Below are 14,920 nucleotides of genomic sequence, written 5' to 3'. Positions count from 1 at the left end.
CCTCCCCGGCGTGGGATGAGCCTTTAATCTTTACTGCCCTTCGGGCACTGGATTCCGCCCTCAGGCGGAGCTTGGGACGCCTGCGCGGCGCGCGGCAAGGTGGGGCCGGTTATGGGGCTACGCCCCCTTCGCGGCCCCCCTTGCATCCCCCCCGAAGCACCCCCTAAGAGGGCTTTCAACTTCCTTAGCGTGGCGAGGGCAACGCGGCCTAGCTGCGGGAGCTTCCCTCGCTCGCTGCTCTCGCTCAGGTGATCTCCCTCCGCGCCGCGTTTATGCCAGAAGGCGCTTCCGCTTTGAATGGTATTCCGCTTCAGCCAACATCCCTCAGTTCTTGGACTAACTAGAAAATACTTCGCTCTTTGCCCCGTGGTACTCTGCCTGCATAAAACTTAGACAAATCCAAATAGCAAACAAAGAGATCTGCAAAATCTTCGCGATACTTGCGGTGGTACCCGTTACCATTCAACCATGGTCAGACAGAAAATTTACTAGTCAGAAAAAAAGCCCTCCATCAGGAGATGGTCGTGGAGTTACCTTCCTTAAACTCGCCAGAGCGAAGCGAGGGCGATGGCTGGTGTTGGGCTAATTTGCAAAATACGCGTCTTGCGGTCTGAAAAGGAAGCGCCGGAATTTTGGCGCAGCGTACCCAAGTACGTGAGCATCAAAATCCCGGCGCTGACGCATTCAGGGTGCAAAAGTCGGGTTTGCGTAAATCAGCCTGACAGGCTCACCCCGCCGCCAAAACCCTCTTGCTTCACCCAATGCGCTCGCAAAATCACCCTAAATCTTCGTTACGCCATCCTTGTCAGCGCGATTCCCCGGCACAGGGGTTTTCTCCGGCGCTTCCTTGGGCGTGGGTGCAATCGGCGCAGGCTTTTCAGGAGCCGCCGGGGCCTTCTGCAAAGCATATTCCCTGGCAGTGCTTTCCATCACGGCCTGCCCAACCACCAGCCACTTCTCGCCCACCTTGCGCAGGGCAAGCCAACTGGTCATGCGGGCAGGCGTAGTCACCTGCGCCACCGCCGCGTCGGCCCCAAGCTCGGTAATCTTGGCGGCCTTCAGGCTCTCAGGCACCCACGGGCAGTCAGGGGTGTCAGCCTTGCCGCACTGTGCCACCAGCTCGCCCGTGCTCACACCGCGCATATACTGCTTCTGCAGGCGCGCCTGCATATCCACAACGCTGCCCAAAAGGTCTTCCATACCGCCCAGCCCGAGCAAACGCCCCATGGAATCCAGGGCGTTGAGCGCCTGATCTTCGCGCGTCATATTTTTTATCTGGTTGGTTGCAAAAGGCTTCATGTCAATTTGCGCCAGAAAGGCCGCGCCGTCATTTTTGTTCAGGGCGTCGGCCACGTCGTTCAGCGCCTTCTGAGGGCCGGAAGTAACGCAGGCCGCAACCAGCGCGCCCAATAGCAATACCAGCGGCAACAGCAAACCACGGCGAAACAACTTCATAACTACCTCTCTTGCGCACAAAAAAGTTTGGGTTTGAATGCGCTTTGCTTATTCTACGCCGTGCAGGCGCAAATGCAAAGTGCATCCCGGCGGCCCAAGCCCGCTTGCGGGGCTTTTTTTCCTCTCGCCCTTCTGCTACACATGGGCCACACGCCGCGAACGGAACAAGCCATGAAACGCGGCGGCAGGAGGCTTAGAATGAAAGTCATCATCATGTGCGGCGGCAAGGGTACTCGTCTGCGCGAAGAAACCTCGGTCAAACCCAAGCCCATGGTCGAGATCGGCGGACGGCCCGTGCTCTGGCACATCATGTCCATCTATGCGCGCTTTGGCTTCAAGGATTTTATCCTGCCCCTTGGTTACAAGGGCGAGGTCATCAAGCAGTATTTCCACGACTACAACATCCGCAATACGGATTTTACGGTTGACCTCAAGAGCGGCAACATTACCACCTACCCCAATCCCATTGAGGACTGGCGCGTGACCCTGTGCGACACCGGGCAGGAAACGCAAAAGGGTGGCCGCCTCAAGCGCGTTGCCAAGCACATTGACACCGACCGCTTTATGGTTACTTACGGCGACGGCGTTGCCGATATCGACCTGAACAAGCTCATCGAATTTCACAAGCAGTCGGGCAGCATCGGCACCTTTACGGGTGTGCGCATGCCCTCGCGCTTTGGTACGGTGCGCACCGATGCCGACGGCAAGATACTTTCGTGGGAAGAAAAGCCCGTGCTGGACGAATTTATCAACTGCGGATTTTTCGTATTCAAGCGCGAATTTCTTGACTACCTCACCGAGGATGAAGCCTGCGATCTGGAAAAAGAACCCTTGCAGCGGCTGGCGGCGGAGGGGCAGCTTTCCATGTATCCGCACCCCGGCCAGTGGCAGTGCATGGACACGCTGCGCGACTCCATCAAGCTCAACGAGATGTGGGACGCGGGCAAGGCCTTCTGGGTCTAAACGGCTCTCCGCAACACGTACTTACAGCTTCGGCTGCGGCCTACCCGTAGCCGAAGCCTGCTTCACAGGCTGCACATCCCCTTTCCGCGTCAGCCAACGCGCGAAAACCCAACGAGGAACCAACATGTTTGCCAACGCATATAAAGGACGCCGGGTCTTTGTAACCGGACACACGGGATTCAAAGGCTCATGGCTTGCGGCATGGCTGACCCAGATGGGCGCAGTGGTCGGCGGTTTTTCCGACTGCGTGCCCACCACTCCCTCGCACTACGCCGCCATGGATCTTTGCGCGCACCTCGAGGCTGACGTGCGCGGCGACATCCGCGACCGCGAAAGCATGATCAAGGCCATGCGCCAGTTCCGCCCCGATGTGGTCTTCCACCTTGCGGCGCAGGCGCTGGTGCGCAAGTCGTACGACGACCCGGCCCTGACCTTTGAAGCCAACATGATGGGCACCCTCAACGTGCTTGAGGCTGTGCGCGCCTGCCCCGATGTGCAGGCCGTCATCATGATTACTTCCGATAAATGCTACCGCAACGATGAATGGGTCTGGGGTTATCGCGAAACCGACCACCTCGGCGGGCACGACCCCTACTCCGCCTCCAAGGGCTGCGCGGAGATCATCGCCCACTCCTATTTTGAAAGCTTTTTCAAGGATGGCCCAGCCTGCGCCACAGTGCGCGCCGGCAATGTGATCGGCGGCGGCGACTGGGCGCAGGATCGCATTGTGCCCGACTGCGCCCGCGCATGGGCCGCCGGGCAGCCGGTGCAGATCCGCAGCCCATGGGCCACGCGCCCCTGGCAGCTCGTGCTGGAGCCTCTTTCCGGCTATCTGTGGCTTGGCGCGCGCCTGCTGCTGGGCCTCAACGAGCCTTTCAACCTGCGCGGGCAGGCCTACAACTTCGGCCCTGCGGCAGACGTCAACAATACCGTGGCCGAAGTGGTGGACGCTCTTGCCCTGCACTGGCCCGGCTTTACCAGCGAAATGGACAAGAACGGTCAGGCTGGCATGAAGGAATGCACCCTGCTCAAGCTCTGCTGCGATAAAGCACTGGCGCATCTGGGCTGGAAGGCCACCCTCACCTTTGAGGAAACCATCCGCTACACTGCCGAATGGTACCACTGCTTCTATCAGGGCCAGAACGGCAAGCAGCCCCAGAACATGCTCGACTTCACCCTTGGGCAGATCGCGGCCTACGTCAACGCCGCCGAACAACGCAATCAGGTGTGGGTAAAGTAATGAATACAGAGGAAATGACTGCGCAGGATGTTGGCATTGCAGGCGCACTGCTGCACCCCCTGAAGGTCATTCCGACAGAAGGCGGGCCGGTGCTGCACATGCTGCGCCCCGGTTCGCCCCTGTTGCCAGACTTCAGCAAGGGCTTTGGCGAGATCTATTTTTCAGAGGTGCTGCCCGGCCACGTCAAGGCCTGGAAGCGCCACACCCGCCAGACCCAACACTTTGCCGTGCCTTCCGGCCTGCTGAAAATCGTGATGTATGACGACAGGCCAGACTCAGAAACGCGCGGCGTTTTGTGCGAACTGGCTCTGGGCAGACCGGAACACTACGGCCTGCTGCGCATCCCCGTGAACGTGTGGTACGGCTTTACAGCTATGGGTGACGCCCCGGCGCTCATCTGCAACTGCGCCGACATCCCCCACGATCCCACCGAGGGGCAGCGACTGCCCGCCGATGACCCTTCCATCCCCTACACGTGGAGTGAAGGAGGCGTATAACATGCGCTGCGGCGATCTTTTGCGCGAGGCATGGGTTCCCCGCCCTGCCCTCGCGCCAAAGCTTACTTTCCGCCAACAGGCAAGGGCGTGGTGGCAGGCCTGCCGCCCGCCTTTTTTCATTACGGCGGCCATTCCGGTTACGCTGGCTCTGGCACTGGCCTTTCGCCTGCAAGGTGGCATCCGGCCCGGGCAGTGGGCAACCTACGCCCTGCTGCTGGCTGGCTGCTTTATGGGCCTGACCATTGCCAATCTGGCCAACGACCTCTTTGACCATATTCTCGGCGTGGACGGCGGCGACAACATCGGCGGCTCACGCGTTATCCAGTCCGGCCTTATCAGCCCGCGCCAACTGTCCATTGCTCTGCTTCTGCTCACCCCGGCAACGCTTGCCGTGGGAGGCCTGCACATTCTGGGGCTGGCCCCGGCCATGCGGCCTGCGCTCTGGGCATTGAGCGTATTCGCGGTGGGTTCTGCCGTTTTTTACGTGGCGCCGCCCATCCGCTACGGGCACCGCGCCCTTGGCGAAATTTTTGTGTGCCTGAACATGGGCTTTATCATGGTGAGCGCCAGCGCCACCCTGCTACTGGGCCGTTTTGAGCCTTGCAGCCTCGCGCTGGCATTGCCCGTGGGCCTGATGGTGGCGGGGGTGCTGTACTACCAGAGCCTGCCGGAAATCGAAACCGATCTGGTGGCGGGCAAGCATACCCTTGCCAATACTCTGGGCAAAGCCGGATCCTTCCTGCTGTTTCGCCTGTGGTGGCCGCTGGTGTGGCTGCTATTGTGCAATCTGTGGGCAGCGGGCCTTGCGGGCTGGCCGGTTGTACTGTGCCTGACGGGCCTGCCCTTTTATCTGGCCGCTTGCCGCCGCATCCACCTTGCCGGGGATGGCGACTGGCTGCCGCTGGACGCTCACGGACATCTGGTGCGCAAATGCTATCTCATCAGCGGGGCGGCACTGATACTGGGTGTGCTGCTGTAAAACGCTCACTGCTGCAATCAACTGAAAAAGGGCATTCCTGGTTGCCGGTCTGTACCAGCAATCGGGAATGCCCTCAAAAATGCATACAGACCTGTTCAAGCCGGAGATTTTCCGGCTTTTTTTACGCCTTCAGATCCCCTGCGAACAGCCTTGGCTCATTGAAAATACTTTTTTGTTTCCGCTATGACTATGGGGCTTAGCACCAACAGTGCCACAAGGTTGGGAAAGGCCATACAGGCATTAGTGATATCAGCCATATACCAGATAGGCCTGATGGACAGATACGGGGCAACAGCTACGCACAAAATATACAGTATTTTGTAGCTCATTACGTATTTTACCCCGTCCGTCAGATACACAACGCACCGTTCGCCGTAGTAGTTCCAGCCAATGATTGTTGTAAAAGAAAAGAATACCAGCCCGATGGAGACTACGTACATCCCCATGTCGCCAGACATGCCAGCATTGAATGCGGCGTTGGAAAGGATACCGCCGTCAAGCGTTGAACTGTCCAGCAAACCAGAGGTGATAATAACCAGCCCCGTCATGGTGCAGATGACAATAGTCGTGAAGAAAACGCCGGTCATGGCAATCAGGCCCTGCCGCACGCCGGAATCAGACTTGGCTGCGGCCACCACAATGGGGGCGCTGCCAAGCCCGGCTTCGTTGGTGTACACACCTCGGGCAATGCCGGTGCGCATGGCGGTCATTACAGAAACTATGACAGCACCGGTTGCGCCGCCAGCCACGGCAGTCGGCTCAAAAGCAGACTTCACAACCAGAACAAAAGCTCCGGGAAGCGCCGCCGACTGATTGAACAGCACATAGGCCGAAGCAGCAACGTAAAAGGCCGCCATCAGCGGCACAACGAACTCAGCCACGCTGGAAATGGACTTGATGCCACCAAGAACAACAGCTGCGGTGGCAATGGTCACAACTGCGCCCACCAGCGGGATCGGCACACTAAAGGCATTGCTGACCGATTCCGTGATCGCATTGACCTGCGGGAATGTGCCGCAGCCCATCAGGGCTGTGACTGCGCCAAAAAAAGCAAATAGTTTGGCAAGCCATTTCCATTTACTGCCCATGCCTTGCTCGATGTAGTACATGGGGCCGCCAGCCACTTCGCCATTCTCGTCTATGGAGCGGTATTTGATGGCCAGCACTCCTTCAGCGTACTTTGTGGCCATACCGAGGACAGCCGAAACCCACATCCAGAAGAGCGCGCCCGGCCCGCCCACACGCAGGGCGGTGGCCACACCAACGATACTGCCTGTTCCGATGGTTGCGGCCAGAGCAGTGCAGAGGGAAGCAAATGCGGAGACATCGCCCACACTGCCTTCCTCTTTTTCAAAAATATAGCGGATGGCTTTGGGGAGATGGATAAACTGAAGAAATCCCAACCGGAGAGTATAATAAAGCCCGGTAATCAGGAGAAGGATCATGGTTGGGGGGCCCCAGACAATTTCCTGAATCTGTTGCAATACGCCAATAAGACTTTCCATACACACTCTAATTTTCTTAAAATATTTAGTGAGTTGAAGAAAATTTGCAATAAGACGCCACATTCCGCGCACATGCCACCGCAAGGCATGTCCCGGCTATTATGAGCAGCATCTCACCACCATAGCAATGTATATCACCGCTATGAGAATAGGCCGGGCTGTTGTGATATGCGACTTTTTGTCATTCCGCAACTCCCGTTTTAATATACTGCGAGATCAATACTCAAACAGCCTGGCTTTATCCTGTAGGGTATTCACGCTTGACCAACTTGAATTCCGCCTCTTTTTTGGGAAAGTGCATACTGCGTCCGCAATTTTCCAGTAAGTTGCTTGAGCCAGTTGCAGCATACTGCAACGAAAAGCGGGGATACGGCGACCGTATCCCCACGCGTGAAAGCTACCAAACCTGTACGTCAACGAGGCGCAACAACGCGTTTCTGTCACTTGCCCAGCTGCTCCGCCTTTTTCATCAGGCTGAAATTGCGCATTTCAGAAATGCCCAATCCAACCAGCGTCAGGCCTGTTCCAAGCGCCGCCATCCAGGTAATCCGCTCATGCAGCACCAGAACAGCAGTAATCACCGTGACAACGGGAACAAGATATATGTACACGCAGCTTTTGACAGCACCAAGCCGCTGTATGGCAAACGTCCAGGCCACAAAACACAGGGCGGACGCCCCCAGCCCCAGAAACAGCAGGTTGAGGCTGTTAACCGGATTTTCCAGACGCTCCAGCCCCAGATGGAATTCCATAAACGGCAGGCAAGGCAGCATGAACAGCAGGCCGTAGAAAAAACAGCGTCTTGTGACCATCAGGCTGTTATAGCCAAAGGCCATGAGCTTGCGCGTCAAAATGGAATACCCGGCCCACGAAAGCCCGGCCAGCACGGCAAGCACATCCCCAAGAGGATTGAGACGCAGTTGCGTGCTGCCGCTAAAGCTGATGAGGCCAATGCCCAGCATGGCAGCCACAAAGCCCAAAAAGAAATTCAGCCCCGGACGCTCGGCCCGCAGCAGCCAGAAGGCCAGCAAACCCGCAAAAAATGGCGATATGGCCACAATCACGCCCACATTTGAGGCAAACGTGTAGGTAAGGGCAATATTCTCAAGCAGAAAATACAGTGTCACGCCACACAGCCCAGCCAAGGCGAACAACACCTCCTGCCGTTTGTCCGTAATGCGCAGCAAGCGCGGGCAGGCAAGCCACAAGGCCGCATAGCCCAGCAAAAAGCGGAAAAAAAGAATTTCCACAGGCGTAAAAGCGCGCAGCAGAACCTTTGTAGAAATAAATGTAGTGCCCCACACGATAATGCAGAACAGCGCCGCCATGTGACCTGTCAGAGTTTTGCTGTGCGTCATGAACCCAACCGGATAAAAAAAGTGGTTTATCACTGAGCCAGGGGCGGCTAGTGACAAAAATTCCGCAAAGGGGCTGGCCCAAAGGAGTAGTGGCAGTGCCAGCCGCTCAGCGCAGCCAGAGCTTGGCCACGTTTGCGAGGTGTTGCACGCGGCAGAACAGCCACGAGGTGTGAAACCCGTCAGCCACTGCATGGTGTACGCAGACAGACAGCGGCAGCAGCGTTCTGCCGCTCTGCTCATAGTGTTTGCCTGCGCGCAGCAGAGGAAAAAACATGCGGGATTCTGCGTACGTATCCTGTGCAAAAGAAGTAAATGAAAGCCAGGGCAACGAGGATATGGAACAAAAGTTGCCGGGCTTGTCCGGGCGTGCCGTTACCCCGGTTGCGCCGCCATAACGTGCCATGTCTTCCAGCACGCGGGAATAAAATGTGGAAAAATCCGCAGTCCATTCGCTCCATACATCAGAAAAGCTGCAATCGCTCTGATGAAACAGCGTATAAACCGGGTTACAGAACGTCCACCAGCCAAGATTGCCCTCCGCGTCCATCGACAGGCGAAAGGTACGGCTCACGTCCTTGCCCGGCCAGCCGCCTTCCGGCAATGGCAAGGACATCTGCACGCTGCTCCGGCTGTGTTCGTCCTTCGCCGCCGGTGTGTCGGAGCAGCTCTCTGCTGGGGTCGGCTCTCCGTTGACTGCGGCCATGAGCAGATAAAGCAGGCAGGGAAAAAACCTGCGCCCCTCGCGCGCCTGCATCAAGCCGGTTATGTCCACCTGCGCCGTAATGGAATAGCGGCACTTTATTTTATTGAAATAGTAGTCAAAGTACTGGCGTCTTGGCCATGTGCCCAAATCAATGGGCACAAAACGCGCATGTCGTTTATGCCGCTGGTCACCCAAACCGGCTGGATGGGACAACGCTTCAGACATTGAAACTCCCTTGCCCTTCGACATCGGCAATCCAGGCTGTCAGCCGCGAGCCTGCCCGGCCATGCCAAGCTCTATAAGGCGCTCAAGCAGCTGGCCAAAATCCATGCCCACAGTACGGGCCTCGCGCGGCACAAGGCTGGTGGCCGTCATGCCCGGCAGGGTGTTTACCTCAAGAATGGTCAGGCTGTCGTCCGGGCCAAGAATAAAATCGGCCCGGCTGTAGCCGCTCAGGCCAAGAGCCTTGTGCGCTGCAAGTGCAAGCTCCTGCACGCGGGAGGTCAGCGCTTCGCTGATGGGCGCGGGGCATATCTCGCGCGCCCCGTCCTTGGCGTACTTGCTTTCATAGTCAAAAAAATCGCCAGCCACAGGCTCAATAAGAATGGGCGGCAGGGCTTCCTCGCCCAGAATGCCGCAAGTTACTTCCCGCCCTGCGAGCACGGGTTCCATGATGACCTCGTCGCCAGCGGCAAAAATGGATGCCAGCACAGTGTCAAGCTCGGCCCGGTTGCTGGCGCGGCCCATGCGCAGCGAAGACCCGCCCGTATTGCTTTTGACAAAGAGCGGATAGGGCAAGCGAGGCTGCCAGCCAGCCTCGGGGGCGCAAGGCAAAAATTCCCAGTCTGCCGTGGGCAGGCCCGCCTGCCGGAATATCTGCTTGGCAGCACTCTTGTTGAGCGCCAGAAAAGACCCCGCAGGGCCGGAACCCTGGTATGGGCAGCCCACCCGCTCAAGCATGGCCTGCACAAGGCCGTCCTCGCCGGGTGCGCCGTGCAGGTTGATGAGGGCAAAATCGTGCGCTGCTGCTGTCTCAAGCAGGCAGTCGAAGCCCGAAAGCAGGTCAAAAAACGTTACCGAATGGCCGCGTTGCGCAAGCGCCTCCTGCATGGCGCGCGCCCCGTTGAGCGAAACTTCGCGCTCAGTGGACCACCCGCCCGCAATCAAAAGAATTTTCATGTAAGGCCCATCCCAGCTGCGCCTCAAGGGCGTTTTCAATATTTTTTCCCTGTCTGTAGGCAACGCCAATGCCCTCGCGCGCAGCCTCGGTACGGCCATAGCGCTCAAGCAGGTCTTCGTAGCGTTCTTCAAGCGTCACGCAGGCATCATGCCTGATGCGCTTGTCGGCATAGATCACAAAAAAAGGCAGTGAACAGATTCCCGGCCCCTGCGGCAAGGCCCACGGCCACCACACATGCATCATCACGCCCTGTGCAATGGCATAATTACCCGTTTCAGCCACAGTCCAGGCCGCGCCTACCTGCGCGTGGCTGCCGCCGTGCTTGACGCAGTAGGTCTTGGCAATATCGTGCAAAAGGCCGCCAGCGCGAACCTCGGGAACGCGCACGGCAAAGCCCCTGTCTGCCGCCCGCTGGGCCAGCATGGCTGCCACGTGCGCCACCAGCAGCGAGTGCCGCCGGATGTTCGGCAGCATGCCGTATTTGTCCCACAGGGCCAGGCATGCGGCTTCACTGGGTACGGGCCGCAGAGCGCCCGCGCTGCAAAGCGATGGCAAGGGAGGCAGGTCGGCCAGAGGCCGGTTGCTTTCTTTCAGAGGGGGCTGCGCGCCGGAATTGGTGTTCATCCTCAAAGTATGCCACCGCAATAAAGGGATGGCAAGATTGCCCTGCGTCGCATTCAATCGGCAGCAGAAGCAGCCCGGATTCCAGCCATACCTGTCCGGATCGGGCAACAGCCCGGTATTAATGTCTGACCGTGCGTGTTTTGCCACAGGCAAAAAAACATCCCGCTGACCAAAGGACAGCGGGATGATGTATCGATAAATTAAAACCGTCAGTTTGTGGGCTTAACCGGCTTGGGAGCTTTGCTCGCCGGTTTGGCCGCAGCAGGTTTGGCAGCCTTGGCCGGAGCGGCCTTGCCAGTTTTTGCCGGAGCAGGCTTGCCCGCAGTGGCAGGGGCGGGCTTGGCCGACGCCTCTGGCGAAGGCGCGCCGTTGATCATGTCTGACAGGGCCAAAATGGTGTTGGCGTAGATGGCGGCATGGTTGTAGGCCATAAGTATCTGATGCTGCCTTGCGCGCGGCAGACCGGGCTTCCAGCCATGTTTGGCGAGATAGTTGGAAAGACTTGCCACAGCATCGGGGATGGTGAACAGATCAACCTTGCCATCGCCGTCGCCGTCCGCGCCGTACGTGGCAATATTGGAGGGCATGAACTGGCACAGCCCCACAGCTCCGTAAATGGAACTCGGCAGATGGTGCGGATCAATATTGTCGCGCAACATGTGCTCCACCAGGGCCTTTACTTCCTTGTAGGCCCAATCCGCCCGTTTGGGCATGATTTCGGCAAACCAGTCGAGGTGCTCCTGATAGCCGGGCATGCGCGGCAGCCAGTCAGGGATATCAGAGGGCTGACGCGTTACCGACATACTGGCAAGCGTGTAAAAGGCGTTTTCCGGCACGTCGGCCAGCACCTTGCCAAGGCGGGTTTCCACAAACAGCAGGGATACAGCTATGGATGAAGGCACGCCAAAACGGGCCTCGGCCTGATCAAAGGCGCGCTTGTTCTGCGCCACAAACTGACGGCACAACTGCACATTGGCATCGGTCAGCACGCCCTTGTAATACAGGGCCGCAGGTGCGGTGGAAGGCGGCTTGGGGAAAAATTTGCGGTTATACAGCTCACGCATTTTTCTGCCCATGGGCGACTGCGTGGGCGTGGCGCTGAGTGTTGCCAGCAGGGCGTCCACCCTCGGGCCGGAAAGCCCGTCAGCTGCAAGCCGATCTGCCAGGGGCCGCCATGCGGGAGCGATGGCAGCGGAGCCTGCCGCTGGTTGCGGCTGGCTTTGCTGATATGACGGGGCATATGTTGGCGCTGGCGAGGGCGCATATGTTGGAGCTGGCGCGGCATAGCCTGGAGCCTGACTTTGCGGCTCGCCATAGCTTGGGGCCGCCGTAGTGCCCGCACCGTTGCTGCCGCCCGCATACCCGCCGGAATAATTAGGGGTCGCGTAGCCCTGCGCCGTGTTTGACGGAGCGGCAGGGGGTGCCCCAGCCGGGCTGTAGGAAGGCTGGCTTGCAGCAGGAGAGGACGGCAAATCATATGATGTAATACCGTCCCCACCGCGTGAGGCCGCTGTCTGTGCGCCGCTACAGGCGCACAGCAGCAGACAGCCCGCAAGACCACATACCGACCAGGCTCTTCGGCAAAACGAATGAACGGCAAAAGCCGGTTGCAGCATCATTTTTCTACACTTCCTGCAACACCCACGCCACGCGGCCAAGCATGCGCTTGGCAAGCAGGCCCGCAGCCAACTGGGTTTCGGGGAAGCTTGCAGCCTCGGAACGCAGCACGTAGCCATCCTGGGTGCTGTTCAAAAACACCCTGCGCAGCACGACGCCCTCATTGGGAGCAAAGATGGCATAGATGCGGCCAGACACCACATCCGTATCCATTGTATCCACACCCACATGCGCCCCTTCCGAGATAAGGGGGGCCATGTTGGCGCCGCGCACCCGCAGCACCTGCAGGCCGTCACGGGTGAGTGAAAGCGGCAGCGATATCTTGCCCGCCAGAGCCAGGGCAGGACGGGGGGCATCATCATTGTAGACGCACTTGGCGTCATACACGGAGTGGATGCCGCCACGGGCCATGGCGTCGCCATAGTGGGCAGCAGTCTCGGCAAGGGAGGCCGGTGCGTCTTCAGGCACATAACCCTGCTCGGTGCGCAAGTACATGGGGCCTACACCCTGCTTGAGCCAGTCAGGGTTCAGCCCAAACTTCTCGAAAAGCTTCATGAACCAGTCACCGGGCACGGAATTGCGCCGTTTCGCATCGGAAATACTGGACTGACGGATGTCCAGAACCTCGGCCAACTCAACCTGCGTGCGGCTGTTGGTGGCCAACTTGATGCGTTCATATATCTCTGCAAAACCGGGCATAACTCTTTGACTCCTGGCGTGGAAAACCACGCATCAATGTTGCTGATTAAGCAGCGGCGTTTCGTTGGAAAGCACCAGCTTGCTGTTCTCTTTTAGCGATTTACGCATGGCGTCAAGCCAGCGTTGATACGCATAGAACTGAGGGGCCTTGTTATAGGCCTGGGCGTAAACTGACGCCGCTTTGGCATCGCCCTGTCCTCGTTCAATCTGCGCGGCGCGCGCCGCCTCTGCCAGAATAACCGCGCGCTGGCGGTCGGCATCGGAACGGATACGCGTCGACTCCTCTTCACCTTCCGAACGGTACTGCTTTGCCTGCCGTTCACGTTCGGCCCGCATGCGTCCAAAAATCGCACGCTGGTTTTCAGGTGGCAGGTCTGTACGCTTGATGCGCACATCCAGCACCTCGACTCCGTAGCCATGCATGAGGTCGGAAACCTTGTTGGTCACTTCCTTCATGATGGCCGCCCTGTGGGAGGACACGACCTCTGTAAGGGTATACGCACCCACAAGTGCCCGCAGTTGTGAATAGACAACGTCGTCCAGCCGCGCCTGCGCTCCGGGAATGGAACGCATGGTGCGGTAAAACTGCAGGGGATCAATGATCTTCCAGCGCGCATAGTTATCAAGAACAATGGCCTTTTTATCTACGGTAAAGGCCTCTCGGGAGCGCGCTTCATAGTCCAGAACACGGGCATCGAAATAGACCACGTTCTGGATAAAAGGAATTTTAAAATGCAGGCCAGGCCCGTACACGCGCGAAAGCGGTTCGCCCAGCTGCAATACCAGAGCCTTCTGGGTCTGGTGAACGGTAAAGAATCCCTGGGTAACAACGATAAGCAGTACCAGAGCAACAAGAATCAGCACCAGAGGATTTTTACTCATTATTTCTTCTCCAGCGTCTTGGGCGAAGCAGGAGCGCCGAGACCAGGCAAGGTGAGATAGGGCAGCGCGCGGCCAGCAGCCGGATTGTCCATAAGCACCTTTTCGTTCGCGTTGGAAAGAATGTCTTCTACTGCTTCAAAATAGAGGCGCTGTTCCGTGACCTTGGGGGCCTTGTCGTGCTCTATGCGCAGGGCTTCAAAACGGGAGGCATCACCCTCGGCGTTACGCACGCGCGTTGCGCTATAGGCAGCGGCCTCGTTGCCCATGGCTGCAGCCTGGCCCCTGGCCTTGGGCAGCAGCTCGTTGCGGTAGGCCTCGGCCTCGTTAATGATGCGGCTTTTGTCCTCACGGGCGCTGGCCACATCTTTGAACGCGTCAATAACTTCGTGTGGGGGGTGCACATCCTGCAACTGCACGGCCAGCACCTGTATGCCCGCGCCGTAGCGGTCAAGAACGGTTTGCAACAACTGGGTGGCCTCGCTCTGAATTTTCAGCTTGCCATCGGTAATGGCAGAGTCGATCTGGCTGTTGCCGATGACCTCGCGCATGGCCGCCTCTGCGGCATTGCGCACCAACGCTGCGGGCGCGGTAACGTTAAAAAGGTAGTCCACAGGGTCGCTGATCTTGTATTGCACACTGAACTGCACGTTGACGATGTTTTCATCGCCAGTGAGCATGGAGGCTTCCTCCGGAATAGTGCGCAACTGCCCCTGCTGGAAGGTGGCCGCCTGCCCAACGGAGCGGAAGCCCACCTCGCTGCGCAAAACCTGCGTGACCTGCGGCTTGTATACTGATTCAATGGGAACAGGCCACGCGTAGTGCGGGCCGGGCCCTTCGGTGCGGTCATACTTGCCAAAACGCAGCACAACGCCCTGTTCATCGGGATTAACAATATAAATACCCGAGAGAAGCCACAGAACCACAATGGCAAAACCCACAAGGCCAGCCGCCCTTCCGTTGGGAAAGCGCATGCGGGCTATCTTGGAAAAAGGGTTTTCTCCACCGGGGCCCCGGCCGTTGTTAAAAGGGGTGCGCCTGGCACGAGGGGTTTCTTCTTCCTGCCCCATATCGTCAGAATCCACATCCTGAGGAGGTCGGGGCGGAGGGTTAGAACCCTGCTTCTGTCTTTTTTCCTGAAGTTTGTCCCAGTCCCAATTCATAACGCAAACATGTCCTTTAAAGAATGCGTGATGTTATTGCCGAACAAAAAGTATCGGT

14 protein-coding genes are annotated in these 14,920 nt (G+C 58.2%); 4 read left to right on the top strand and 10 right to left on the bottom strand.

All coding sequences use genetic code 11. The features are described 5' to 3' along the window. Nucleotides 1–780: 780 nt before the first annotated feature. Nucleotides 781–1,455, bottom strand: coding sequence for a hypothetical protein (locus tag ACUZ9Q_RS03115; RefSeq protein WP_215648743.1), 675 nt, complete (start codon nucleotides 1,453–1,455; stop codon nucleotides 781–783). 198 nt (nucleotides 1,456–1,653) lie between these two features. On the opposite strand from ACUZ9Q_RS03115, the gene rfbF reads away from it, so the two are divergent. From rfbF to ACUZ9Q_RS03095, 4 genes are all read left to right on the top strand, one after another. Further along, the gene (rfbF, locus tag ACUZ9Q_RS03110) at nucleotides 1,654–2,418 is read left to right on the top strand and encodes a glucose-1-phosphate cytidylyltransferase (RefSeq protein ID WP_192112505.1); all 765 of its coding nucleotides are present in this window, start codon (nucleotides 1,654–1,656) and stop codon (nucleotides 2,416–2,418) included. 124 nt (nucleotides 2,419–2,542) lie between these two features. Further along, the gene (gene rfbG / locus ACUZ9Q_RS03105; protein WP_227118590.1) at nucleotides 2,543–3,658 is read left to right on the top strand and encodes a CDP-glucose 4,6-dehydratase; all 1,116 of its coding nucleotides are present in this window, start codon (nucleotides 2,543–2,545) and stop codon (nucleotides 3,656–3,658) included. Further along, nucleotides 3,658–4,155, top strand: a complete 498-nt coding sequence (locus ACUZ9Q_RS03100) for a dTDP-4-dehydrorhamnose 3,5-epimerase family protein (protein WP_227118589.1) — start codon at nucleotides 3,658–3,660, stop codon at nucleotides 4,153–4,155. Before rfbG ends, ACUZ9Q_RS03100 begins: the two co-directional genes overlap by 1 nt. Before the next feature lies 1 nt (nucleotide 4,156). After that, nucleotides 4,157–5,134 carry a prenyltransferase gene (locus tag ACUZ9Q_RS03095; protein ID WP_449247308.1) on the top strand — a complete coding sequence of 326 codons (978 nt, stop codon included), beginning with the start codon at nucleotides 4,157–4,159 and terminating at the stop codon, nucleotides 5,132–5,134. Between the two features lie 155 nt (nucleotides 5,135–5,289). Here the strand turns inward: ACUZ9Q_RS03095 and ACUZ9Q_RS03090 are convergent, their stop codons facing one another. The 9 genes from ACUZ9Q_RS03090 to hflK form a co-directional block, all read right to left on the bottom strand. After that, nucleotides 5,290–6,639 (bottom strand): alanine/glycine:cation symporter family protein, encoded by a 1,350-nt coding sequence (locus ACUZ9Q_RS03090; RefSeq protein ID WP_291445764.1) that lies wholly within the window; start codon nucleotides 6,637–6,639, stop codon nucleotides 5,290–5,292. Between the two features lie 440 nt (nucleotides 6,640–7,079). Then, complete coding sequence (locus tag ACUZ9Q_RS03085) at nucleotides 7,080–7,997, bottom strand: DMT family transporter (RefSeq protein WP_449247307.1); 918 nt, start codon at nucleotides 7,995–7,997, stop codon at nucleotides 7,080–7,082. Nucleotides 7,998–8,103: 106 nt separating this feature from the next. Continuing rightward, nucleotides 8,104–8,925, bottom strand: coding sequence for a CatA-like O-acetyltransferase (locus ACUZ9Q_RS03080; RefSeq protein ID WP_449247306.1), 822 nt, complete (start codon nucleotides 8,923–8,925; stop codon nucleotides 8,104–8,106). A gap of 39 nt (nucleotides 8,926–8,964) precedes the next feature. Further along, entirely contained in the window at nucleotides 8,965–9,879 is a 915-nt protein-coding gene (locus ACUZ9Q_RS03075; protein ID WP_449247305.1) for a D-alanine--D-alanine ligase family protein, read from the bottom strand. Further along, entirely contained in the window at nucleotides 9,842–10,504 is a 663-nt protein-coding gene (locus ACUZ9Q_RS03070; protein WP_449247304.1) for an HDIG domain-containing metalloprotein, read from the bottom strand. The genes ACUZ9Q_RS03075 and ACUZ9Q_RS03070 overlap by 38 nt, the downstream gene beginning before the upstream one ends. A 209-nt stretch (nucleotides 10,505–10,713) precedes the next feature. Next, complete coding sequence (locus tag ACUZ9Q_RS03065; RefSeq protein WP_227118583.1) at nucleotides 10,714–12,123, bottom strand: lytic murein transglycosylase; 1,410 nt, start codon at nucleotides 12,121–12,123, stop codon at nucleotides 10,714–10,716. Between the two features lie 4 nt (nucleotides 12,124–12,127). Beyond that, a complete protein-coding gene (locus ACUZ9Q_RS03060; protein WP_192112498.1) occupies nucleotides 12,128–12,820 on the bottom strand; it encodes a LexA family transcriptional regulator in 693 nt (230 codons plus the stop codon). A 33-nt stretch (nucleotides 12,821–12,853) separates the two neighbouring features. Next, nucleotides 12,854–13,702 (bottom strand): protease modulator HflC, encoded by an 849-nt coding sequence (gene hflC / locus ACUZ9Q_RS03055; RefSeq protein ID WP_192112497.1) that lies wholly within the window; start codon nucleotides 13,700–13,702, stop codon nucleotides 12,854–12,856. After that, the gene (hflK, locus tag ACUZ9Q_RS03050) at nucleotides 13,702–14,862 is read right to left on the bottom strand and encodes an FtsH protease activity modulator HflK (RefSeq protein ID WP_192112496.1); all 1,161 of its coding nucleotides are present in this window, start codon (nucleotides 14,860–14,862) and stop codon (nucleotides 13,702–13,704) included. Before hflK ends, hflC begins: the two co-directional genes overlap by 1 nt. Between the last annotated feature and the right edge of the window lie 58 nt (nucleotides 14,863–14,920).

Source organism: Desulfovibrio desulfopostgatei, from assembly GCF_053570645.1.
The sequence above is the reverse complement of the archived record's forward strand: the minus strand, read 5'-3'. Positions and strand labels throughout refer to the sequence as shown.

Bases quoted from the DNA above. Each gene is read 5' to 3' on its own strand.
- ACUZ9Q_RS03065 (WP_227118583.1), bottom strand. From the start codon at position 12,123: ATGATGCTGCAACCGGCTTTTGCCGTTCATTCGTTTTGCCGAAGAGCC.
- ACUZ9Q_RS03100 (WP_227118589.1), top strand. From the start codon at position 3,658: ATGAATACAGAGGAAATGACTGCGCAGGATGTTGGCATTGCAGGCGCA.
- ACUZ9Q_RS03090 (WP_291445764.1), bottom strand. From the start codon at position 6,639: ATGGAAAGTCTTATTGGCGTATTGCAACAGATTCAGGAAATTGTCTGG.
- ACUZ9Q_RS03070 (WP_449247304.1), bottom strand. From the start codon at position 10,504: ATGAACACCAATTCCGGCGCGCAGCCCCCTCTGAAAGAAAGCAACCGG.
- ACUZ9Q_RS03075 (WP_449247305.1), bottom strand. From the start codon at position 9,879: ATGAAAATTCTTTTGATTGCGGGCGGGTGGTCCACTGAGCGCGAAGTT.
- rfbF (WP_192112505.1), top strand. From the start codon at position 1,654: ATGAAAGTCATCATCATGTGCGGCGGCAAGGGTACTCGTCTGCGCGAA.
- ACUZ9Q_RS03080 (WP_449247306.1), bottom strand. From the start codon at position 8,925: ATGTCTGAAGCGTTGTCCCATCCAGCCGGTTTGGGTGACCAGCGGCAT.
- rfbG (WP_227118590.1), top strand. From the start codon at position 2,543: ATGTTTGCCAACGCATATAAAGGACGCCGGGTCTTTGTAACCGGACAC.
- ACUZ9Q_RS03095 (WP_449247308.1), top strand. From the start codon at position 4,157: ATGCGCTGCGGCGATCTTTTGCGCGAGGCATGGGTTCCCCGCCCTGCC.
- hflK (WP_192112496.1), bottom strand. From the start codon at position 14,862: ATGAATTGGGACTGGGACAAACTTCAGGAAAAAAGACAGAAGCAGGGT.
- ACUZ9Q_RS03115 (WP_215648743.1), bottom strand. From the start codon at position 1,455: ATGAAGTTGTTTCGCCGTGGTTTGCTGTTGCCGCTGGTATTGCTATTG.
- ACUZ9Q_RS03085 (WP_449247307.1), bottom strand. From the start codon at position 7,997: ATGACGCACAGCAAAACTCTGACAGGTCACATGGCGGCGCTGTTCTGC.
- hflC (WP_192112497.1), bottom strand. From the start codon at position 13,702: ATGAGTAAAAATCCTCTGGTGCTGATTCTTGTTGCTCTGGTACTGCTT.
- ACUZ9Q_RS03060 (WP_192112498.1), bottom strand. From the start codon at position 12,820: ATGCCCGGTTTTGCAGAGATATATGAACGCATCAAGTTGGCCACCAAC.